The organism is Mycolicibacterium bacteremicum, from assembly GCF_002086115.1.
Taxonomy (GTDB): domain Bacteria; phylum Actinomycetota; class Actinomycetes; order Mycobacteriales; family Mycobacteriaceae; genus Mycobacterium; species Mycobacterium bacteremicum.
Map to the genome: position 1 here is coordinate 1 of NZ_MVHJ01000022.1, position 21,227 is coordinate 21,227.

21 protein-coding genes and 1 pseudogene are annotated in these 21,227 nt (G+C 67.1%); 9 read left to right on the top strand and 13 right to left on the bottom strand.

All coding sequences use genetic code 11. The annotated features are described in order from the left end of the window. Nucleotides 1-318 (bottom strand): annotated as a pseudogene (locus tag BST17_RS29720) (HNH endonuclease); the annotation flags it as partial. Between the two features lie 299 nt (nt 319-617). Next, nucleotides 618-1,874: a cytochrome P450 gene (locus BST17_RS20935; protein WP_083060828.1), complete on the bottom strand. Its 1,257-nt coding sequence runs from the start codon at nt 1,872-1,874 to the stop codon at nt 618-620. A gap of 85 nt (nt 1,875-1,959) precedes the next feature. Here BST17_RS20935 and BST17_RS20940 point away from each other — a divergent pair, with 85 nt between their 5' ends. After that, on the top strand, nt 1,960-2,490 hold the full coding sequence (locus tag BST17_RS20940) for a TetR/AcrR family transcriptional regulator (protein WP_083060829.1): 531 nt from the start codon (nt 1,960-1,962) through the stop codon (nt 2,488-2,490). Between the two features lie 30 nt (nt 2,491-2,520). Then, nucleotides 2,521-4,746, top strand: coding sequence for a glycoside hydrolase family 3 C-terminal domain-containing protein (locus BST17_RS20945; RefSeq protein WP_083060830.1), 2,226 nt, complete (start codon nt 2,521-2,523; stop codon nt 4,744-4,746). Here BST17_RS20945 and BST17_RS20950 read toward each other — a convergent pair. Further along, nucleotides 4,734-5,903, bottom strand: coding sequence for a CaiB/BaiF CoA transferase family protein (locus tag BST17_RS20950; RefSeq protein ID WP_083060831.1), 1,170 nt, complete (start codon nt 5,901-5,903; stop codon nt 4,734-4,736). The genes BST17_RS20945 and BST17_RS20950 overlap by 13 nt on opposite strands. A gap of 67 nt (nt 5,904-5,970) precedes the next feature. Here BST17_RS20950 and BST17_RS20955 point away from each other — a divergent pair, with 67 nt between their 5' ends. The 5 genes from BST17_RS20955 to BST17_RS20975 are packed head-to-tail and all read left to right on the top strand — an operon-like array spanning nt 5,971 to nt 10,004. After that, the gene (locus tag BST17_RS20955; protein ID WP_234807759.1) at nt 5,971-7,101 is read left to right on the top strand and encodes a phosphotransferase; all 1,131 of its coding nucleotides are present in this window, start codon (nt 5,971-5,973) and stop codon (nt 7,099-7,101) included. A 25-nt stretch (nt 7,102-7,126) separates the two neighbouring features. Then, complete coding sequence (locus BST17_RS20960; protein ID WP_083060832.1) at nt 7,127-7,666, top strand: TetR/AcrR family transcriptional regulator; 540 nt, start codon at nt 7,127-7,129, stop codon at nt 7,664-7,666. 54 nt (nt 7,667-7,720) lie between these two features. After that, nucleotides 7,721-9,205 (top strand): aldehyde dehydrogenase family protein, encoded by a 1,485-nt coding sequence (locus tag BST17_RS20965; RefSeq protein ID WP_083060833.1) that lies wholly within the window; start codon nt 7,721-7,723, stop codon nt 9,203-9,205. Beyond that, complete coding sequence (locus BST17_RS20970; RefSeq protein ID WP_083060834.1) at nt 9,202-9,594, top strand: nuclear transport factor 2 family protein; 393 nt, start codon at nt 9,202-9,204, stop codon at nt 9,592-9,594. The genes BST17_RS20965 and BST17_RS20970 overlap by 4 nt, the downstream gene beginning before the upstream one ends. Further along, complete coding sequence (locus tag BST17_RS20975) at nt 9,591-10,004, top strand: nuclear transport factor 2 family protein (RefSeq protein WP_083060896.1); 414 nt, start codon at nt 9,591-9,593, stop codon at nt 10,002-10,004. Before BST17_RS20970 ends, BST17_RS20975 begins: the two co-directional genes overlap by 4 nt. 8 nt (nt 10,005-10,012) lie before the next feature. On the opposite strand, the gene rlmN is transcribed toward BST17_RS20975, so the two are convergent. Together rlmN and BST17_RS20985 are read right to left on the bottom strand one after the other, a co-directional pair. Further along, the gene (gene rlmN, locus BST17_RS20980) at nt 10,013-11,104 is read right to left on the bottom strand and encodes a dual-specificity RNA methyltransferase RlmN (protein ID WP_083060835.1); all 1,092 of its coding nucleotides are present in this window, start codon (nt 11,102-11,104) and stop codon (nt 10,013-10,015) included. A 14-nt stretch (nt 11,105-11,118) separates the two neighbouring features. Further along, complete coding sequence (locus BST17_RS20985) at nt 11,119-11,970, bottom strand: LysR family transcriptional regulator (RefSeq protein ID WP_083060836.1); 852 nt, start codon at nt 11,968-11,970, stop codon at nt 11,119-11,121. A 148-nt stretch (nt 11,971-12,118) separates the two neighbouring features. Here BST17_RS20985 and BST17_RS20990 point away from each other — a divergent pair, with 148 nt between their 5' ends. Next, nucleotides 12,119-13,090 carry a DMT family transporter gene (locus BST17_RS20990; protein ID WP_407937761.1) on the top strand — a complete coding sequence of 324 codons (972 nt, stop codon included), beginning with the start codon at nt 12,119-12,121 and terminating at the stop codon, nt 13,088-13,090. Here BST17_RS20990 and BST17_RS20995 read toward each other — a convergent pair. From BST17_RS20995 to BST17_RS21010, 4 genes are all read right to left on the bottom strand, one after another. Further along, complete coding sequence (locus tag BST17_RS20995; RefSeq protein WP_083060838.1) at nt 13,001-13,870, bottom strand: phosphatidate cytidylyltransferase; 870 nt, start codon at nt 13,868-13,870, stop codon at nt 13,001-13,003. The genes BST17_RS20990 and BST17_RS20995 overlap by 90 nt on opposite strands. Next, nucleotides 13,870-14,427 carry a ribosome recycling factor gene (frr, locus tag BST17_RS21000; protein WP_083060839.1) on the bottom strand — a complete coding sequence of 186 codons (558 nt, stop codon included), beginning with the start codon at nt 14,425-14,427 and terminating at the stop codon, nt 13,870-13,872. The genes BST17_RS20995 and frr overlap by 1 nt, the downstream gene beginning before the upstream one ends. Nucleotides 14,428-14,451: 24 nt before the next feature. After that, nucleotides 14,452-15,195 (bottom strand): UMP kinase, encoded by a 744-nt coding sequence (pyrH, locus tag BST17_RS21005; protein ID WP_083060840.1) that lies wholly within the window; start codon nt 15,193-15,195, stop codon nt 14,452-14,454. Between the two features lie 94 nt (nt 15,196-15,289). Then, nucleotides 15,290-15,976 (bottom strand): class I SAM-dependent methyltransferase, encoded by a 687-nt coding sequence (locus BST17_RS21010; protein WP_083060841.1) that lies wholly within the window; start codon nt 15,974-15,976, stop codon nt 15,290-15,292. Nucleotides 15,977-16,021: 45 nt separating this feature from the next. Here BST17_RS21010 and BST17_RS21015 point away from each other — a divergent pair, with 45 nt between their 5' ends. Further along, complete coding sequence (locus BST17_RS21015) at nt 16,022-16,447, top strand: MarR family winged helix-turn-helix transcriptional regulator (RefSeq protein ID WP_083060842.1); 426 nt, start codon at nt 16,022-16,024, stop codon at nt 16,445-16,447. Here BST17_RS21015 and BST17_RS21020 read toward each other — a convergent pair. The 4 genes from BST17_RS21020 to BST17_RS21035 are packed head-to-tail and all read right to left on the bottom strand — an operon-like array spanning nt 16,444 to nt 21,213. After that, nucleotides 16,444-18,420: a primary-amine oxidase gene (locus BST17_RS21020; RefSeq protein ID WP_083060843.1), complete on the bottom strand. Its 1,977-nt coding sequence runs from the start codon at nt 18,418-18,420 to the stop codon at nt 16,444-16,446. The genes BST17_RS21015 and BST17_RS21020 overlap by 4 nt on opposite strands. After that, the gene (locus BST17_RS21025) at nt 18,417-19,931 is read right to left on the bottom strand and encodes an APC family permease (RefSeq protein WP_083060844.1); all 1,515 of its coding nucleotides are present in this window, start codon (nt 19,929-19,931) and stop codon (nt 18,417-18,419) included. The genes BST17_RS21020 and BST17_RS21025 overlap by 4 nt, the downstream gene beginning before the upstream one ends. Continuing rightward, entirely contained in the window at nt 19,928-20,647 is a 720-nt protein-coding gene (locus BST17_RS21030) for an ABC transporter ATP-binding protein (protein ID WP_083060897.1), read from the bottom strand. The genes BST17_RS21025 and BST17_RS21030 overlap by 4 nt, the downstream gene beginning before the upstream one ends. Before the next feature lie 2 nt (nt 20,648-20,649). After that, the gene (locus BST17_RS21035) at nt 20,650-21,213 is read right to left on the bottom strand and encodes an FtsX-like permease family protein (RefSeq protein WP_207573687.1); all 564 of its coding nucleotides are present in this window, start codon (nt 21,211-21,213) and stop codon (nt 20,650-20,652) included. Nucleotides 21,214-21,227 lie beyond the last annotated feature (14 nt).

A 21,227-nucleotide genomic window follows, 5' to 3' on the forward strand; every position in this document is an offset into this window, starting at 1 on the left:
CACCCGCACCGCCCGCGCCGCCGCACCCGGGGCCATCCCCAACAGGGTCAGCAGATCGGTGCCCGTCTTCAGATGTCTTCGCGCCGGGATCCCGGCCCGCTCCGCGGCCGCCACCGCCGAGGCAACAACGAACGCCAGCAGATTGCCCGCCGTCACCGCCGCGGCCAACACGCCCAGCAGCGCCGCGTCATCGACGACCGGCCGCGGACACTCCAACAAATGAAACAGCGTCCGATCAGCGTCATCGTCCGGCATCTCAGCCGGGGTGAGGTCATCGATCAGCGCATCGACAAAGGAGTCGAAATCGGTGGCGTCCATGATGGATACCGGCTTTCACACTCGGTGCCCGAGGGCACGATGAGGCAACACATGCCTGGTCCCGCAAGACCAGGGCAACCTCGCCGCGACCGGGGCCACGGTCTGGCGCTCACCGGGTGAAGACTGGGAGCGATGTTGCATTCGAACTTGTGTTCGAGTCTACATCGAGAATCCCTGCCGTGCAACAGCAATTTCCGAGCCGCCGACCCAGGCCGAGACGGCCTACCATTCGCGGCTGTTCTTCGCTTGAGCCCACTCAGAGCCGCGAACGTCCACCCCGCCAGCCGACCGAACTCAGCTCACCGCACGAACGCCGGCAACCGCTTGATGCCATGGACGAAGCTGCTGTGCAGAAACTCCGGCTCACCGAACTCGATCGTCGTCAGCCGCGTCAGCAACTCCCGGAAGATGTGCCGCAACTCGCTCTTGGCCAGACCGTGTCCCAGACAGAAGTGCGGCCCTCCCCCGCCGAATCCGATCTGAGGGTTGGGCTTTCGACTCAGGTCGAACACCTGCGGGTCGGCCCAGACGCTCTCATCCCGGTTACCCGAGCAGTAGAACAGACCCACCTTGTCCCCGGCACCGATGAGCTGACCGGCGATCTCGACATCCACGGTGGCGAACCGGGCGAACTGCAACACCGGGGTGGACCATCGCACGAACTCCTCGGTGGCCAGACCGATCCGACCCTCGAAGTCCTCCATCAACCAATCCCGTTGCGCCGGTTGGGCAGCCAACGCCAGCATCGCGTGCGTCGTCGCCTGCTTCGTGGTGTCGTTACCGGCCGAGGCGAGCAGGATCAGGAACGCGCCGATCTCCTCGTCGGTCAGCCGCTGGCCGTCCACCTCGGCGTGCACGATGCTGGTCATCAGATCGTCACCCGGGTTGGCGCGGCGGAACTTGGCCAGCTCCACCCCGGTGCCGTTGAGCAGCATGATTTCGTTGATGGTGTCGGCGGCGCGTTCCTCGATGCTGGAGTACTCGTCATCGCTCATGCTGAACAGCTTCTCGGCCGCCGCGGCCAGCGCCGGCTGGTCGGCGCTCGGCACGCCGAGCATGTCCAGGATCGTCACCATCGGCAGCTTGGCGGCGCAGTCGTGCACGAAGTCGATGTCCCCCGCGCCGATCAGGTTGTCCACCACGGCGACCGCGTTGGCGTTTATCTGTTCCTCGATCCGGCGCACATTGCGCGGGGTGAACGCGGAGCTGATCAGCTTGCGGTACACCGTGTGCTCCGGTGGGTCCATGGTCAGGAAGAAGGACGCGAAGCGCTGCACCTCGGCCGGCATCGGATCCAGTGCGACACCAAGCGTCGAGGTGAACAGTTCGGGATGGTGACTCGCGAAATGGATGTCCGCACGTCGGGTCAACGCCCAGAACCCCGGTTCGGAGATCTCGAACAGCGTCGACAGCGGCCGGTGCCAGCTGAGCCCGTCCAGCGCCCGCAGCTGCGCGAACGTTTGGTCGCGGATGTCGAAGGGTTGCGCCCAGAAGTCGCGCGAGGTGATGTCATACGGACTGTACTCGTGGGCCTGCGGGGCACTGGCGACTGTCACGGCATTCCTCCTACAGCGGCACGCGACGTCGATGTCGCGGCAGAATCAGCGTGACAGTGCGTCGATAATTTGTAAAGCTGTGCGGATGGCCGACGAGGCGGACAACAGCACCCGGGAACGGATTCTCGCCGCGACCGCCGAGGTGCTGGGCAACTACGGCATGACCAAGCTCAGCCTGTCCGAGGTCGCCACCCAGGCAGGGGTGTCGCGGCCCACGCTCTACCGCTGGTTCGCCTCCAAGGAAAACCTGCTCGATGCGTTCGTGGTCTGGGAGCGCAGGCACTACGACCGGGCGGTGGCGCGTATCGACAGCGATCTACCGGCCGCCGAGCGACTGGATGCCGCGCTACGCATCATCGTCGACTATCAACGGTCCTACCCCGGTCTGCGGATGGTCGACATCGAGCCCGCACAGGTGATCGCGCGCCTCGCCCAGATCATCCCGTTGCTGCGGACCCGCTTGGAGCGAATGACCACCGGCAAGGACGCCGATGTGGCGGCGGCCACCGCAGTGCGCGTCGCGATTGCGCATTATCTGGTCCGCAGCGACGACGGAGACGATTTCCTGGCCCAACTGCGGCACGCCGCCGGCCTCCCGACTACCCGCCCCAGCTAGACCGGAACCGCTCACCCACCGATGTGGACAATGGAGACGGTGACCGAGCGCACCGACCCCACCACCGCATTGACCACCGCCGAACAGGCCGCCCTGGGCAGCGGCGAGACGTTCTGGAGCACCAAGGCCGTCGGCGACATCCCGTCGATTGTGCTGACCGACGGCCCACACGGGGTGCGCAAACAGTCCGGCAGCGCCGACCACGTCGGCATCGGCGCGAGCGAACCGGCCACCTGTTTCCCGCCGGCGGTGGCATTGGGTCAGTCCTGGGATCCGGAACTGGTGCGTCAGATAGGCGAGGCGCTGGGCACCGAGAGCCGGGCGCTGGGCGTCGGGGTGCTGCTCGGCCCGGGCGTCAACATCAAACGAGATCCACGCTGCGGCCGCAACTTCGAGTACTTCTCCGAGGATCCGCTGATCTCCGGCGTCCTCGGTGCGGCATGGGTGGCCGGTGTGCAGAGCCGCGGCGTCGGTGCCTCGCTGAAACACTTCGCCGCCAACAATGCCGAGGACGACCGGATGCGGGCCAGTTCGCAGGTCGACGAGCGCACGCTGCGGGAGATCTATCTGCGCGCCTTCGAGCGCATCGTCACCCGCGAGCAGCCGTGGACCGTGATGTGCTCCTACAACCGCATCAACGGGGTGTACGCAGCGGAGAACGAGTGGCTGCTGTCCACCGTGCTGCGCGACGAGTGGGGTTTCGACGGCGTGGTGGTCAGCGACTGGGGCGCGGTACGCGACCGGGTCAGCGCCGTCGCGGCGGGACTGGACCTGGAGATGCCCGCCACCGGCGGGGTGACCGATACCGAGGTCAGCGCAGCGGTCGAGTCCGGCGCCCTGGACGCTGCCGTGGTGGCACGTGCCGCCGCCCGGGTGGCCCGGCTCGCCGCCAAGGTGTCCGAACACGCGGGCAAATCAACATCTTTCGACGTCGACGAGCATCATGACCTGGCACGCGCCGCGGCGGCGCGTGCCATCGTGTTGCTCAAGAACGACGGCGACCTGCTGCCGCTGTCACCGGCCTCGTCGGTCGCGGTGATCGGCAGCTTCGCGACGGACCCGCGCTATCAGGGCGGCGGCAGCTCGCATGTGAATCCGACTCGCCTCGACATCCCGCTCGACGAGATCCGTTCGCGCGCCGCATCGGTCAGTCATGTGGACGGCATCACCGAGGACACTCTGGAGGCGGCTCGGGCGGCCGACGTCGCGGTCGTCTTCCTCGGCCTGCCCGCCGCGGAGGAGTCGGAGGGCTTCGACCGCACCCACATCGATCTGCCCGAGGAGCAGATGCAGCTGTTGGCGGCGGTGGTGCAGGCCCAACCACGCACCGTGGCGGTCCTGTCCCACGGTGGTGTCGTCCGGCTCGATACCGTGGCCGAACTGGCGCCGGCGATCCTGGACGGCGCCCTGCTCGGCCAGGGTGGCGGGGCCGCCATCGCCGATGTGCTGTTCGGCGCTGTCAACCCGTCGGGCCGGCTGACCGAGACCGTGCCCGCGCGGCTGCAGGACTGCCCCGGGTATCTGAACTTCACCCCCGAGGACGGCCAGATCCGCTACGGCGAACGGATCTTCGTCGGTTATCGCTGGTATGACGCGCGCGACCTGGAGGTCACCTTCCCGTTCGGGCACGGGCTGTCCTACACCAGCTTCGGCTACAGCGACCTGGCCGTCCACGAGGGCACCCACGAACTGACGGTCCGCGTCACGGTGACCAATACCGGCAACCGGCTCGGCCGGGAGGTGGTGCAGATCTATGCAAGCCTGCCCGGTTCCCGGGTGTCCCGGCCGCCGCGATGGCTCGTCGGGTTCGGCGATGTGACCTTGGCCCCCGGCGACCGGCGCGCCGTCGACATCACGGTTCCCCGGGACGAACTCGCGTACTGGGATGCCGGTTCGGCGCGCTGGACGGTCGAAGCCGGCGAGTACTCGGTGTACGCCGGTTCGTCGAGCCGGGATCTGCGGCTGCACGCCACCATCGGCGTGACCGGTGACACCGTGACCACCCCGTTCACCCTGGACTCCACCCTCGGTGAACTGCTGGCCGACCCGGTGGCCGCGCCGATCCTGGCCGCGGCCATGTCCGAACTCGGCCAGAGCGATGGCCAGAGCGAGGGTCAGGGCGCGGGCCTGGGCACCGACATGATCCGCATGCTCGCCTCCATCCCGATCGGCCGCATCACCTCGTTCAGCGGTGGATCGGTCAGCCACCAGCAGGTCGCTCAGCTGATCGGCGAGGTGAACCGTCAGCGGTCCTGAGACAGTTCGGCGAGGATCTGCTCGGTGTGCTCGCCCAGCTCCGGGGCCCGCCCGAGCGGTTGCCACGGCGTGCCGGAGAAATCGACCGGGCTGGCCACCATCGGTGTGGCCGAATCCCCGTCGGGCACATCGACGATGCCACCGGCGGCATGGAATTGCGCGTCGGCCAGCACATCGTCGAGGGTGTTGATCGGCGACCAGAAGAAGTCTGGCTCATCGGCGAACACCCGCTCCCAGTCCGCCAACGGCCGGCCGGCGAAGATGTCGTCGAGTTCGGCGATGATCTCGCGCGCATGGGTGAACCGGTCCCGCGGTGTCGGATACCGGTGCTGCCATTCGTCGCGACCGACCACCCGGCACAGCGACGGCCAGTGCCGGGAGACGTCCAGGCCGACGATCCAGAACCGCCGACCGTCACCCGCGGCGTAGTTGTTCATACACGGATTACCCATGGTTTCGCGCTGCCCGATCGCAACCTGCTGTCCGGTCATCAGCACGGTGTTCAGGTCGAAGCTCACCGTGTACGCGCCCTGCCGGTACAGCGATGTGGTGACCAGTTGCCCTGTGCCAGTGCGAGTCCGGGCCAGCAACCCTGCGCACACGGCGGCCGCCAGGGTCATCGCGGCGGAGTGATCGCCCATCCCGCCACGCTGGAACGGCGGGGTGTCCCCCGGTCGCGTCAACAGGTCGGCGATGCCGGCGCGGGCCCAGAATGCGGCGACGTCATAGGCGGCCCGGTCGGCGTCGGGCCCCTCGGTGCCGTACCCGGTGATCAACCCGTACACCAGTTGCGGATTCACGGCGGCCACGGTGGCGAAGTCCAGGCCCAGCCGGGCCAGCGCGCCGGGCCGGATGTTGGTGAGGAACACGTCGGCGGTGCGCAGTAACTCCAGGGCGGTGGCCCGACCGTCGGGCGCTGTCAGGTCGAGCACGATGCTGCGCTTGGCGCGATTGTCCATCTGGAACGGCGGGTTGGACGCGATGCCCAGGTCGCCGTCCAGACCCATCATCCGGCCGAAACCGCGCGCCGGATCTCCACCGGGGGGCTCGATCTTGACGACATCGGCACCCCAGTCGGCCAGGATCGCCCCGGCGGCCGGCGCGGCCACCCAGACGCCGAGTTCGACCACCCGGAAACCGTGCATCGGTCCCGCCATGAGGATCCTTCCGATCGCGCCCAACTCTCAGGCTTTACAATTTTCAATTGATTTGTAAGCTTGCACGATGCCTTTGCAGGTCAGCACGGTCGGTCCGATGTTCGATCTGGCTGCGCACCTGAGTCGTGGTGTGCAACGTATCGCAACCGACGCAGTGTTCGGCCGCGCCCGCGCCATGCCACGCCGCACCGCCGACCTGACCGCCGCCCGACTGTCCGCCGTGCTGGATCGCACCGTCACCGGCGTGCGGCGCCTCGCCGGGGACGCCGGCACCTCATCGCGAGCACGTCTGGCGCTGACCGGTGACGGGGTGCCGGCCTCGGTGTTCGTCAAGATGCCCGCCCACACCGTGGCCACCCGCCTGATGGGTGAGCTCGGCCGCCTCGCCGCCACCGAGGTCCGGTTCTATCGCGAGCTGTCCGACCGGCTCGACGATGTGCCGGTCTGCCACGGTGCGACCTTCGATCCGGTGACGGGCCGGTTCGTGATCGTCCTGGAAGATCTGGCCGACCCCGGCGCACCGGCTTGTGAGTTCCCCGACACTTTGCATCCGCTCGGCACCGACCGGGCAGCGCTGGTCGTCGAGCTGCTGGCTCGGGTCCACGCGACGTTCTGGGATCGGGCCGATCGCCATCGTTGGATCTACTCGGCCTCCGGTGACGCGACTTCCCTGCTGACCGGACCGCTGGCCACCGCAGCGATCCGCAGGCTCGGCGACACGACCACCATCGGGGTGCGCGACGGGCAGTTCATCATCGACAACTACCGCGCCGTGGCGACCCTGGTCGACGCCGGTCCGCACACCGTCATGCACGGCGACGCGCATCCGGGAAATGTCTACTTCCGCAACGGAAGAGCCGGCCTGCTGGACTGGCAGGCGGTGCGCCGCGGGCATCCGTCACGGGAACTGTCCTACACACTGATCACCAGCATGACGACCGCCGACCGGGTGGCCACCCAACGTGATCTGCTCGACCTCTACCGCACCGCACTGGCCGCCGCCGGCGGACCGGAACTCGGCCGCGACGACTTGTGGCGTCGCTATCGGCAGGCCGCGCTGTACGCCTATGTCGCGACGCTGATCACCGCCGGCATGGGTGGCATGCAGGCCGATGACATCGCGATGGCGGGACTGCAGCGCGCGGTGTCGGCATTGGGTGATCTCGACACGGTTCCGGCCTTACGGGCCTCTTTGTGATGCGACAGCAACTACCATCGTTGACGTGAACAAGCCCCTGCCCGCCCAGCCCGATGCCGCCGAGGACACCTCGACGCAGCGCCGGATCCTGGCCGCGACGGCCGAGGTGCTCGGACGCAACGGGCAGACCAAGTTGAGTCTGTCCGAGGTCGCGCTGCAGGCCGGGGTCTCCCGGCCGACGCTGTACCGCTGGTTCGCCTCGAAGGAAGAGTTGTTGCGCGCCTTCGGCATCTACGAGCGTGAGATGTTCGACACCGGTATCAGCACCGCGACCGCGGGTCTGCGCGGCACCGAAAAGCTGGATGCGGCACTGCGTTTCATCGTCGAATACCAGCAGGCCTACTCCGGGGTACGGGTGGTCGACATCGAACCCGAAGTCGTCATCGCCCAGCTCGGCCACGTCATCCCGGTCATGCGGGCCCGGTTGCTGAAACTGCTCAGCGGAGCCAACGCCCACGTGAAGGCGGCCACCGCGATCCGGGTGGCGATATCGCACTACATCGTCCGCAGCGACGACGACGGTCAGTTCCTGGCCCAACTGCGCCACGCCGTCGGTATCAAGTAGCCGACTTCGGCCCAAGGGGCTGACACTGCGCGCCCGATTTGTAATGCTGAGCAGATGACCAGCGTAGAAGAGACGGGCGTACTGGCCGGCGACGAGCGGATGCTGATCGACGGCGAACTGCAACACACCGCCGGCGGTGCGACCTTCGATGTCATCAACCCGGCCACCGAGCAGGTCGCCGGGCAGGCCACCGACGGAACCGTCGACGATATGGCACGTGCGGTGGGAGCGGCCCGGCGCGCGTTCGACGAGACGGACTGGTCCCGCGATCTCGAGTTCCGGTACCACTGCCTGACCCAGCTGCACGAGGCGTTCGAACGCAACAAGGAGCGTCTGCGCCGCATCCTGATCACCGAGGTGGGCTGCCCGGTGAAGGTGACCGGCAGTCAGATCGAGAGCCCGATCGACGAGGTCAGACACTGGGCCGAGCACGGCCGGGCATTCGAGTACCTGGTCGACAACGGCGTGCACGACACCCCGCTGGGTCCGGCGCGGCGCAAGATCCACTACGAGCCGGTCGGCGTCGTCGGCGCCATCACGCCGTGGAATGTGCCCTTCTATCTGAATGTGGCCGAAACGGTGCCCGCGCTGATGGCGGGAAACACCGTCGTCCTCAAGCCCGCTCAGCTCACCCCCTGGTCGGGTAGTGAGTACGGGCGCATCGTGGCCGAGGAGACCGATATCCCGGCCGGGGTGTTCAACGTCGTGGTGGGCAACGCCAACGAGGTCGGGGCAGCGCTGTCGGCGGACCCCCGGGTGGACATGATCACCTTCACCGGGTCGACCGCGACCGGCCGGGCCATCCTGGCCGCCGGTGCCGCCACCGTGAAGAAGACGCTGTTGGAGCTGGGCGGCAAGAGTGCGCACATCGTGCTCGATGATGCCGACTTCAGCATGGCGCTGCCGATGGCCGCCCTGATGGCGTGCGTGATGAGCGGGCAGAGCTGCATCCTGCCGAGCCGCATCCTGTTGCCGCGCAGTCGGTATGACGAGGGCATCGCCATCATGGCTGCAATGATGGAGAACTTCGCGGTGGGCGATCCGTGGGATCCGGCCAACATGCAGGGTCCGCAGATCAGCCAGACCCAGCGCGAGAAGGTGCTCGGTCTGGTCACGAACGCGGTCGCCGACGGTGCCCGGCTGGTGACCGGTGGTGGTGTGCCCGAGCATCTGCCGGTGGGCTACTACACCCAGCCCACCCTGCTCGCCGACGTCGACCCCGATTCCCAGATCGCCCAGGAGGAGGTCTTCGGACCGGTGTTGGCGGTCATTCCGTACGACACCGACGAGCAGGCCATCGCGATAGCCAACAACTCGATCTACGGGCTGTCCGGCGAGGTGTCCGGTGGTGATCTGGAGCGGGCCTTCCGGGTGGCCACCCGGATGCGCACCGGCAACGTGACCATCAACGGCAAGAGCCACTTCGGCATCGGCAGCCCGTTCGGCGGCACCAAGCAGAGCGGGCTGGGTTACCGCAACGGCGCCGAGGGCTTCAAGGAGTACCTCGATGCCAAGACCATCGGCCTGCCCGACCAGTGACGATCGCCGACAACCTGGAGATCGCGGCGCTGCTGACCCGGTACTGCCGGGCCGTCGACGCCGGAGACTGGCCGCTGTACCGATCCCTGTTCACCGACGACGCACACGTTGACTATTCGGCGGCCGGGTTGGTCGTCGGCTCCGTCGACGAGGCGGTCACCTACCTCGCCCGACATCGCGGGTCCATCTCGGTGGGCATGCATTACGTCACCAACATCGAGAGCACCGTGGAGGGTGACACCGCCACCGCGATCGCCATGTGGTTCAACGCCGTCGGCCTGCCGGGCACCGACACGACGAGCTTCTTCGGCGGCCGCTGGCATGACCATCTGGTGCGCGGATCGGACGGCTGGCAGATCCAGAACCTGCGACTGGAGGTGGTGTGGTGAGCTGGGTGGACGACCAGCTACAGATCACCGCGCTGTTGACCCGTTATGCCCGCGCCGTCGACAGCAGTGACTGGGAGCTGTACCGGTCGGTATTCACCGCCGATGCCCACATCGATTACTCCTCGGCCGGCGCCATCAGCGGCTCACGCGAAGAGGTGGTGGACTGGTTCACCGCGAACTGGGGCCTGATCGCGTGGAGCATGCACTACATCACCAATGTCGAGGCCCAGGTCGACGGTGACCGCGCAAGCGTACGAGCCATGTTCTACAACCCATTTCAGGTTCGCGGCCTGCCCGAGCAGAGCACCTGCGGCGGGTACTACCACCACGAGATGGTGCGCACCGACGGCGGCTGGCGCAGCCGCCGTCTCCGCGAGGAGAGCATCTGGTTCGTCAACAAGCCGGGCTAGCTGTACAGCTAGCCCTCGGCCGCCAACTGCCCACAGGCGGCGGCGATCTCACGACCGCGGGTGTCGCGCACGGTGCAGGACACGCCCTTGGCCTGGACTCGGCGCACGAACTCGCGCTCGACCGGTTTGGGACTGGCGTCCCATTCGCTTCCCGGCGTGGGGTTGAGCGGGATCAGGTTGACGTGCACGAGTGGCCCCAGCTTGCTGTGCAACTTCTTGCCCAGCAGATCAGCACGCCACGGCTGGTCGTTCACATCACGGATCAGGGCGTACTCCACCGAGACCCGGCGGCCGGTGACATCGGCGTAGTAGCGGGCCGCATCGAGCACCTCGTCGACCCTCCAGCGGTTGTTCACCGGGACCAGGGTGTCGCGCAGTTCGTCATCCGGGGTGTGCAGCGACAGTGCCAGTGTCACACCGAGTTTCTCGTCGGCGAGCTTGCGGATGGCCGGCGCCAGCCCGACGGTGGACACCGTCACCGATCGCGCGCCGATCCCGAATCCCTCCGGCGGCGGAGCGATGATGCGCTTCACGGCGGCGACCACCCGGTTGTAGTTGGCCAGCGGCTCCCCCATCCCCATGAAGACGATGTTGGAGAGCCTGCCGTCATGTTCGGACCGCATCGCCGAGGACGCGGCCCGCACCTGCTCCAGGATCTCGGCGGTGGACAGATTGCGTTGCAGACCGCCCTGTCCCGTCGCACAGAACGGGCACGCCATCCCGCAGCCGGCCTGCGATGAGATGCACACCGTGTTGCGCTGCGGGTAGCGCATCAGCACCGATTCGAAGGTGGTGCCGTCCAGGGCGCGCCACAACGTCTTACGGGTCTCGCCGGCATCGCACTGGATCTGCCGGGCCGGGGTGATCAAGGTCGGGAAGAGCGCCTCGGCCACCTGGTCACGGACGGCCGCCGGCAGGTCGGTCATCTCGTGTGCGTCGGTGCTCAACCGGCCGTAGTAGTGGTTGGCCAACTGCTTGGCCCGGAATTTGGGCAGACCGAGCTCGGCGACGGCCGCGACCCGGCCATCGGCATCGAGGTCGGCGAGGTGCCGCGGCGGCAGTCCGCGTCGCGGTGCATCGAAAACCAGTTCCTGCTTCATCGTCAGCTCCAGTATCAGGCTTGTTCGGCCAGGACGTCACGTACGGTCTGCTCGACCGCTTCCAGGACCGCGGAATCCATCCCGGTGCGGCCGCGCACGAACACCGACGCCCGGTTGGCCGGCGGGAGTCCCTCGGCCGGGCACAATCCGTCGGGTAAGCGGCCGATCATCGGCAGCAGCGCCACTCCCAGGCCCGACCGGACGGCCGCGTACAGGCCGGACAGATCGGCGGATTCGGCGGCGATGCGGTAATCGGTGCCCAGCCGTTCCAGGGTTGCGAAGGTCGGCTCGCGCAGCGTGCAGGGTTCGGAGAACATCACCACGGGCAGCGGTTGTCCCGCCGACAGCTCGAAACCGCGGCCGGACACCCATTTCAGCGCCAGCATTCCGGATGCGTGCGCGGGATCCAGGCCGGAGCCGTCCAGCATGACGGCCAGGTCGACGTGCCCGTGTTCGATCGCGTCGGCCAGCATGACGTTGCGGTCGAGGCGGAACCGCAACCGCCAGTCCGGCAGCCGTTCACCGAGGGCGGCGGTCAGCCGCGGCAACATCACGTCGGCACCGTGCTCGGTCGCCCCGATCAACAGGACCCGCTCCTCGGCGGCCCCGAGGTCGAGCAGGGCGGCATCGTGCGCGGCGAGGATGGTGCGCGCGTGGCCCAGCACGCGGTGCCCCAGTTCGGTGAACGCGATGCCGCGGCCGGACCGTTCGACGACCGGGCCGCCGACGACGGCCTCGATACGGCGCACGTGCTGGCTGACCGCCGACTGCGTCATGTGCAACACGGCCGCCGCGCGGTGAAACCCGCCACAGTCCGCGACCGCGACGACGCTGCGCAGCGGCGCGATATCGAGGACCTGACCCATGCCGACAAGGTACTCCGATCAGCGGTAACGATCAAAAGACCGAAAAAAACCACGCAGTTTCACCCGTAGGACGCATCGACCGATCACGATTGTCGATCGATCGTGATTGCCGATATTCGTTGGACCGGGCCCGCCGGCAACCCCCACCATGAGAACCATGACGCCGACCCGGATGCCGATGCGCACGGCGACCGCCGTGACCTTCTTCTATGCGCTGGGGTACCCGATCGGCAACATCGCCGTCCACGCGTTGTCGCCGATGGCCGTGCTGGCGTTGCGATTCGGTCTTGCCGGCACCATCCTCGGCATCTGGGCACTGGCCGCGCGAGTGCGGATCCCGGCCGGGCGCACCCTGGCCCATGTCGCGGTGGCGGGGCTGCTGATGCAGGCCGTCCAGTTCTGCGCGCTGTATGTGGCCATCCAACGCGGCGCGCCCGCCGTGCTGTGCGCGGTCGTCATCGCGATGAACCCGGTCGCCACCGCCCTACTGGCCGCGGCGTTCCTGCGCGACCGGTTGACCCCGGGCCGGATCGTCGCGCTGGTGCTGGGGGTGGCCGCGGTGCTCGCCGCGTGTGCCACCCGACTGATCGCGACCGGCGGTGTCGATCCCGTGGTCGGACTGTTGCTCGTGGCCCTGCTGGGCTTGGCCGCCGGCGGGGTCTACCAGCAGCGCTTCTGTGCCGATGTCGACTTCCGGGCGTCCACGTCGGTGCAGAACCTGGTGGCCTTCGTCCCGGCGCTCGCACTGGCGCTGACCACGCCGGTCGTCGTCCACGATGCCGCCCGGGCCGTGCTCGGGGTCGCCGGCGTGGTGCTGCTCAATGCGGTGATCGGGGTGTCGATGTATGTCCGGGCGATCAACCTGCACGGCGCGTCCTCGGTGGCCATGCTGTTCTGCGTCATCCCCGCCGTTGCCGGCGTGCTGTCCTGGCTGATGCTCGGCGAGCGCGTCGACATCGGGATCGGGGCAGGCCTGGTGCTGGGCGCGCTGGCGTGCTGGCTGAACGCACGGTCGGGACGCAGCCGGGGGTCAGGCAAGCAGCGTGAGGACGATCCAGCCGACGACGGCCGAGGGCAGCATCGCGTCGATGCGGTCCATGATGCCGCCGTGCCCCGGTAGCAGTGTGCCCATGTCCTTGATGCCCAGATCCCGCTTGACCTGAGACTCGACCAGGTCGCCCAGGACACCGGTGATGACCAGCAGCACGCCCAGCGGCACACCGATCCAGGCCGGCTTGTCCAGCAGGAAGGTGACCGACAGGATCGCGGCGGCGGTGCCGAAGACCAGCGAGCCGCCCAGGCCCTCCCAGGATTTCTTGGGGCTGATCGCCGGCGCCATCAGATGCTTGCCGAACAGCACGCCGGCGACGTATCCGCCGATATCGGCGAACACCACGGTCGCGATGACGGTGAACACCCGCCCGCCGCCGTCCTCGGCGAAGATCAGCAGTGCGGTGAACGCCGCGAACATGGGCACCCAGGTGGCCAACAGCACCGACACCGCGATATCACGCAGATAGTTGACGGGTTGTTTGTTCAGCCCCTGGCCCAGCAGCCGCCAGACCATGCAGATCACGATGGTTCCGGCGTAGGCACCGAGCAGTCCTGTCGCCCCGTAGGGCCAGGTCAACCAGATCATCGCCTGCCCGCCGACCAGCAGCGGCACGGTCGGCAGCGCGAACCCCTGCTCGCGCAGGCGCCGGATCACCTCGTGGGTGGCGATCGCGATCGCCACCGCCAGCAGCGGTAGCCACCACAGCGGCGCGAACAGCAGTGTGCCGATCGCCAGCCCGCCCAGGACGACGCCGACGGCAATGGCCGCGGGCAGGTCACGGCCTGCGCGCGAAGATTTTTTCGGTGGGTCGGCGTCTACCACTGGACTGCCCTGCTGAAAGGTCATCAGACCTCCAACAGCTCGCCTTCTTTGTGCTTGACCAACTCGTCGATCTGGTTCACGTACTGCCCGGTGGTCTTGTCCAGATCCTTCTCGGCGCGCCCGACCTCGTCCTCACCGGCCTCGCCGTCCTTCTTGATGCGGGCCAGTTCGTCCATCGCCTTGCGCCGGATGTTGCGCACCGAGACCTTGGCGTCCTCACCCTTGCCCTTGGCCTGCTTGACCAGTTCACGGCGGCGCTCCTCGGTGAGCTGCGGCACCGAGATCCGGATGACGCTGCCGTCGTTGGAGGGGTTGACGCCCAGATCGGAGTTGCGGATCGCATCCTCGATGGCCTTGAGCTGGTTGGCCTCGTACGGCTTGATGACCACCAACCGCGCCTCCGGCACGTTGATGCTGGAGAGCTGGGTGATCGGGGTCATCGAGCCGTAGTAATCGATGTTCAGGCGGGAGAACATGCCGGGGTTGGCACGGCCGGTGCGGATCGACGACAGGTCGTCGCGAGCCACCGACACCGCCTTCTCCATCTTCTCCTCGGCGTCGAAGAGGGTTTCGTCGATCACGTGTCTATCTCCTTCAGGGCGCGCTCAGCTGGTGACCAGTGTTCCGATCTTCTCACCTGCGACCGCTCGCGCGATATTGCCGTCGGTGAGGAGATTGAACACCAGGATGGGCATGCCGTTGTCCATGCAGAGGCTGAAGGCAGTGGAATCGGCCACCTGCAGGCCCCGGTCGATCACTTCGCGGTGGGTGATGGCGGTCAGTAGTTGTGCGTCCGGGTCTTTGCGCGGGTCGGCGGTGAAGACACCGTCGACGGCCTTGGCCATGAGCACCACCTCGGCGCCGATCTCGAGTGCGCGCTGCGCGGCGGTGGTGTCGGTGGAGAAGTACGGCAGGCCCATGCCGGCACCGAAGATGACGACCCGCCCCTTCTCCAGGTGTCTGCGCGCCCGCAGCGGGATGTAGGGCTCGGCGACCTGACCCATCGTGATGGCGGTCTGCACCCGCGTGTCGATGCCTTCCTTCTGCAGGAAGTCCTGCAGCGCAAGGCTGTTCATCACGGTGCCGAGCATGCCCATGTAGTCGCTGCGGGTGCGTTCCATCCCGCGCTGCTGCAGTTGGGCGCCGCGGAAGAAGTTGCCGCCGCCGATGACGACGGCGACCTGCGCGCCGGCCCGCACGACGTCGGCGATCTGGCGGGCGACCAGGGCGACGACGTCGGGGTCGAGCCCGACCTGGCCGCCGCCGAACATCTCGCCACCGAGTTTGAGCAGGACCCGCGTATAGGCGGGTCGAATGATTCCGGGGCTCGTGCTGCCTGGCTCGGCCATCAGACTCCTTCGGTCCCGCGACACCTGATCCGGAGTCAATCCTGCCTCATGATGGTGTCCCGGCGACTTCGGGGTGCGAGGCGCGTGTCGCGTCTCAGGCCAGATGCGCCGACAGCAGCCAGGCACCGACCGACTTGAGACCGCTGTCCTCGTCGCGGATGTCGGTTGGCGCGAACGGTCCGGCGGCGACGACCGCGGCGGGCAGGTTGGCGTGGATGCGGGCGGGCCGGATCTCGTCGATGTGCCAGTACCTACCGACGACCTCCCGCAGTTCGGGCTCGGTGACGGCGTGCACCGGGCCGCCCGCGGGCAGCGCCCCGGCGTCGAAGACCAGGACGAAGTAGGAGGCGCCCGGCGCGGCGGCCCGCACGATCGACTGCTGATACCCCTCGCGCAGTTCGACCGGCATGGAGTGGAAGAGCGTCGAGTCGATGATGGTGCCGAAGCGGCCGTCGTAGCCGGTGAACGCACTGATGTCGGCGACGTCGAACGAGGCATTGGCAAGTCCGCGGGCGGCGGCCTGCGCGCGGGCCAGGTCGATGGCGGTCGGCGAAAGATCCAGGCCGACCGTCGTGAACCCGCGGGCGGCCAGCTCCAGCGCGGTGGCGGCCTCGCCGCATCCGGCGTCGAGCACCTCGCCGTGCACCCGCCCGGACTCGATGAGCGCGGCGATATCGGGTTGCGGGGCGCCGATGCTCCACGGCGGACGGGCGCCCTCGAATTCGGGCGCGTCGCCGCGGTAGGCCTGTTCGAACATGTCCTGCGGTTCCGGTGCGGTCATGATTCCGGTATATCAATGCGGTTGATATGTGTCAATATGGTTGACATGTCGTCCCCGTCGCCGGATCAGCCACTGGGCTATCTGCTGCACCGCGCCGCGCTGGCCCTGCGCAACGACGTCACCTCCCGCGTGTTGGAACCGCTGAATCTCACATTCCCGCAGTACATCTGCATGCGCATCCTGTCCAAGGCGCCCGGTCGTTCGAACGCCGAACTGGCCCGCGAGGTCGCCGTCTCGCCCCAGGCGATGAACATGGTGCTGCGGGCCCTGCAGGAACGCGGCCTGATCACTCGCCCGGCCACCGTGTCCGCCGGGCGGGCGCTACCTGCCGAGCTCACCCGCGAGGGACTGACTCTCCTGGCCCGCACCGACGACGGGGTGCGCGACGCCGAGCGACGGATACTGGGCCGGCTGACCGACGGCGACCGCGCCGCACTCAAGACCATCCTGGCCGCCGTCGGCACCGACTAGTGGCTGTGGCAGGCCTTCGGCGGGGACGGTGGCAGGTCGAGCGCGGGATTGCCGTCGAAGAAGCCGACCGGCTTGAGCTTGAAACCGGTGTAGTGGCACGGCATCACCGGCCAGTCCTCCGGGCAGACGACGTGGTGTGCGCCGACGGTGTACCAGAGCACCACATCGGTGTCCTCCAGTGGCGCGTCATCGGCGATGTACTCCGGCAGCCCCTGGGCGTCGGCCGATTGGTACATGTAGTTGCCCGCGGCGTAGAGCTCCCTAGGGTCGAACCTGGTCACCCAGAGGTTGTGCTGGACGAATCGCGCCCGGTCATAGATGACCGAGCCCTCCTGCACCATCACCGGCACGATGTCCTTGGGCATCAGCTTGTAGCCCACCGGTGACCCGAACTCGTTGAGCTTGCTGGGATTGACCACCTTCCAGTACCGGCCCGTCGCGTACTCCCAGTCCCGCGCGCCCTCGGCCTCGGACGCCACCAGGGTGTCCCTGGTGATCCAGGCATTGTGGTGTGGGTTGAGCGCCGCGTCGGGCTCCGGGATCGAATCCACCTCGTACACACTGTTTCCCGGTCCGTCGATGGACATGTCCATCCGGAAGTTGAAGAAGTGTTGGTGATTGGGGCCGTACATGCCGGGGGCGACCATCTTGCCCCAGCGCGGGATCTCGCCTTCGGCGACCGCCCCGGTGGTCAGCACGCCGGTGAGCTTGACCTCCATCTCGATGGAGGCGTCGTTGTACAGGTACCAGAAGAACCCGTACTCGTAGTTACCCACCGTGCATATCATCGAGATCACCAACCGCCGCGAGCGACGCACCTCCACCGCACCGGTGCGGAAATCTGTGTGCTTCCAGGAGATTCCGTAATCCTCCTCGTGCATGCAGATGGCATTGGGAATCGTGACGGCATTGCCGTCGGAATCGTTGACCGTCCCGTCGAAGTAGAAGATCTCACCCAGGCAGTCGCACCCGAGGGTCAGCGGATTGGCCGAGAAGCCCATACCCACCTCGCCCATGTCGAAGACGTTCTTGTTCCAGTGCGTGGGCGAGGAATCACCGTAGGGCACCACCATCTCCGAGAGCGCGGCCCGGTACATGATCGGCCGCACGGTCCCCCGGTCGGTGTAGGTGAGCTCATGCAGCACCAGCCCCTCGCGCGGGTTGAAACCCACCCGCAGCGACCACTTCTGCCAGGTCACATTCCAGCCGTCGACGGTGAAGCTCGGCCCGTCAGGCTGGGTGATCGCGATCTCCTTCACACCGTCCCGGAAGCCGTCGAAGGCGGGCCGGTTGTCGGGGCTGAACATGAACTCGGGTGCGTAGTTGCCGCCCTTGGCCGGCAGCGCCACCACACCATGGTCTTCCACGTCGAGCACGGTCATGGTGTCCAGGTCGAACGTGACGATCAAACCCTCGACCGGGCGTGCGTAACCGTTCTCGTTCGGTGCGGCCCGCATGAACGTCAACGGCCGGCAGATCAAGGGCGAATTGTCGTAGTGGTCCTGCGCACCGTAGTAGCCGGCCGGCCACGGATCGATCATCGCGAGGCCGAAGTCGGTGACACCGCGCTTGCGCAGCGCCTCCTGCCACCGCGGGTCCTTCCTCACTGCCTCCTCCACACCGGTCATGTGCTCGACCAGGTAGGACGGGAAGCGACCGGGAACCGCCGTCCAGGAGTCGATGACGCGCGCCTCGATGTCCACGACCGCCTCGTAGATCATCTTCGCCGCGGCGTCGTACATCGTCACGAACGCCTGACGCGGCACAGCCGGGAGTCCCTGGAATGTCAGCTGCGGTGTTTTGGCCGGCTCCGCCAGGCTGATCATGACGAACTTCAATGTCGGTGTCGCATAGTCCGATGCGGTGATGACGGCAGCGGCCGCTTCGATCTCGGGCCCGGTCAGCGGGTCGAGCGGGTACCGGGTGTCGGGTTGGGTGTACCCGGCGCTCAGCACGGTGCTGTCCATCGTCATTTTGCTGCGTCCTCCGCATCTGTCTTGGTGAGATCGAATACCGCCAGGTGGGCCAGTGCGTCGTCCTGTGACACCTTGCGGGCCGAGCGGCGCCCGAAGACATAGACGGTGAGGCCGAGGGCGAACATGCCCAGGCTGATCCCGCCCACCCACGTCATCCAGGTGCCCTGCGGGACGTCGATCCACGGGGTGACGAAGGAGTAGTAGATGCCGCCCATGGTGCCGATGGATCCGATCACCGCGACGGTCCACACCCCGGCCATCCCGCCGGGGATACGCCAGAACTGTTCGGCGGCATAGCGATCCGCGTACTTCTTGCGGGCCACGATCACCGGGATCAGGAAGAAGAAGCCACTGAGCAGCCACACCGTGGACAATCCGCCCTGCAGGTAGATGGTGACATTGGCCATGCTGCTCTGCGAGTACAACCCGACCAGTATCAGCGAGGAGATCACGCCCTGGATCAGCACCGCGGTGACCGGGTTGCGGGTCCGCGGGTTGAGGTGGGTGAAGATGCGCGGCAGGTGACGCTCCAGTCCGGAGACGAAGATCAGCCGCGAGTAGGCCACCTGATAGGTCATCAATGCCACGATGATGATGAACGCCAGCACGATGGCGCAGATCTCCATCAATCCGGGGAAGCCCGCGACATCGAGCATGCCGATCACACCGGTCACCGGGTCGATCTGATCACCGGGCAGGGCCATCATGGTGCCGAGCGTGGTCAGCAGGTAGATCACCACCAGCGCAGTCGAACCCCACAGGATCATCTTGGGTCCGCTCTTGCGCACCGACAGGAACTCCGCGCCCATGTTGTAGGGCGTCTCCACGCCGAGCAGGTACAGCAGCACGGTGCCGTACAGGAAGCCCGCGACGGCGAAGTTGGGGATGGTCGCCTCGGCCCAGCTGAACGGGGTGGCCGAACCGTTGTTGACGGCGAACAGCAGGCCCGAGATGAAGATCGTCAGCGTCAGGATGCCGTAGACGACGAAGACGATGTTCATGATCTTCTGGTTCGCGGCCAGCTTCGCCAGCGCGAGTCCGATGACCGTCCACAGGATCACCAGCTGCAGGATGATGCTGGTCGTCAGTCCCAGCTCGGCGTGGAAGGCCAGTAGCAAGAACTGCAGCACCACCGCGGGTGAGGATGCCGCGTTCAGGATCACCGGCACCCACGACAGGTAACCGCCGATGAATCCCCAGGTCTCCCCCATCGTGCGGGTCGCCCAGATGTACACACCACCTTGTCCCGGCCAGAGGTTGCCGAGTTCGACCACGGCCATGCCGGCCGGCACCAGGAAGGTGAGAATGCCGAGCACCCACATCGGGATGGCGGTCCAGCCGCCGCCGGCCATCACCGACGAGCCGGTGATCCAGCAGATGATGAACACATACGCGGCGGTCAGGCCGAAGGTGGTCATCACCTTGGGCAGGATCTGTTCGGGGACAAGCTCTGTGGTCATGAGCTTGTCCCGCGCGGCGGTCGGGGTGGCTTCCAATTCTGCAGTCATACGATCTGTCCGTCCTTCATTCGCACTACCCGGGTTGCTTCGTCGGCCACTGCTGCGTCATGGGTGCTCGCGACAACCGTGACGCCCAGCGTCGAGCACAGGTCACGCAGCATGCGCACCACTGTTTCCCCCGTGCGCTGGTCCAGGTTCGCCGTCGGCTCGTCGGCCAGCACGAGCGTCGGGTTGGAGATCAACGACCGCGCGATGGCGGTGCGCTGTTGTTCACCACCGGACATCCTGGTCGGCTGGTGGTGCACGCGGTGGCCGAGTCCGACGATCTCCAACAATTCGGTGGCGCGCTGCCGCAGCGCCTTGCGGTCGTATGGTTCGAACATCAGTGGTAGTTCCACGTTCTCCACGGCCGACAGGAACGGGATCAAGTTGTAGCTCTGGAAGATGAAGCCGATGGTGTCGTGCCGCAGCGCGGCGAACTGGCTCTCGGTCAGCTTGGCGGTGTCCTGGCCGGCCACCGATACGGTGCCCTTCGTCGGCCGGTCCAATCCACCCATGATGTTGAGCAGCGTCGATTTTCCGCTGCCGCTGGGTCCCATCAGGCAGACGAATTCACCTGGTAGCACGGTGAGTTCGACGGCGATGAGGGCCTTGACCACCTCATCGCCGAGCTTGTGCAGCTTCCAGACGTCGGAGATGTCGACGACGGGTGCCGGATCGGCGCCCGAGGTGACGGCGACGGGGTTCTCGTCGATGGCGGTCATGGTCATCCTCCGCTGCTCAGTGATCGGATCGGGGGCCGCGAGGCGGCGTTCCAGGTGGGGACGATGCTGGTGGCCAGCGCGGCAGTGATGCTGACGACGACCGCGAGAGCGGCGCCGCCGGCCAGACCGAGCAAGTCGACACCGGCGGGTGCGAAACCGGTGGCGCCGAGTCCTATCCCGACGACGGCGGCCAGCGCGGCACCGGCGAGGGCTCCGCTGAGTGCGGCCAGTATCGGTTCCACCAACAGGGCGATCACCACCGGTCGGCGCCGGATCCCGTTGGCCCCCAGCACGCCGAGCTCGCGGGTGCGACCGGCGACGGTGCGCGTGGTGGCTACCGCCACCTCCACGACGCCGACCAGCAGTACGGTCACCGCGATCAGCAGAACGGCCGCGCCGATCTCGTCGGCGTTTCCCAGGGCGGCGGACTGGGCCCGGATTCCCTCTGCCATACCGAGCACGATCACCACCAGGAATGCGCCGGTGGCGGTCGTGACGGCAGGCAGGATCATCTCGCGGATCCGTCGGCGGGCGGACAGCCAGCCGTAGCTCAATCCGTATCGCATCTCAGCTGCACCCC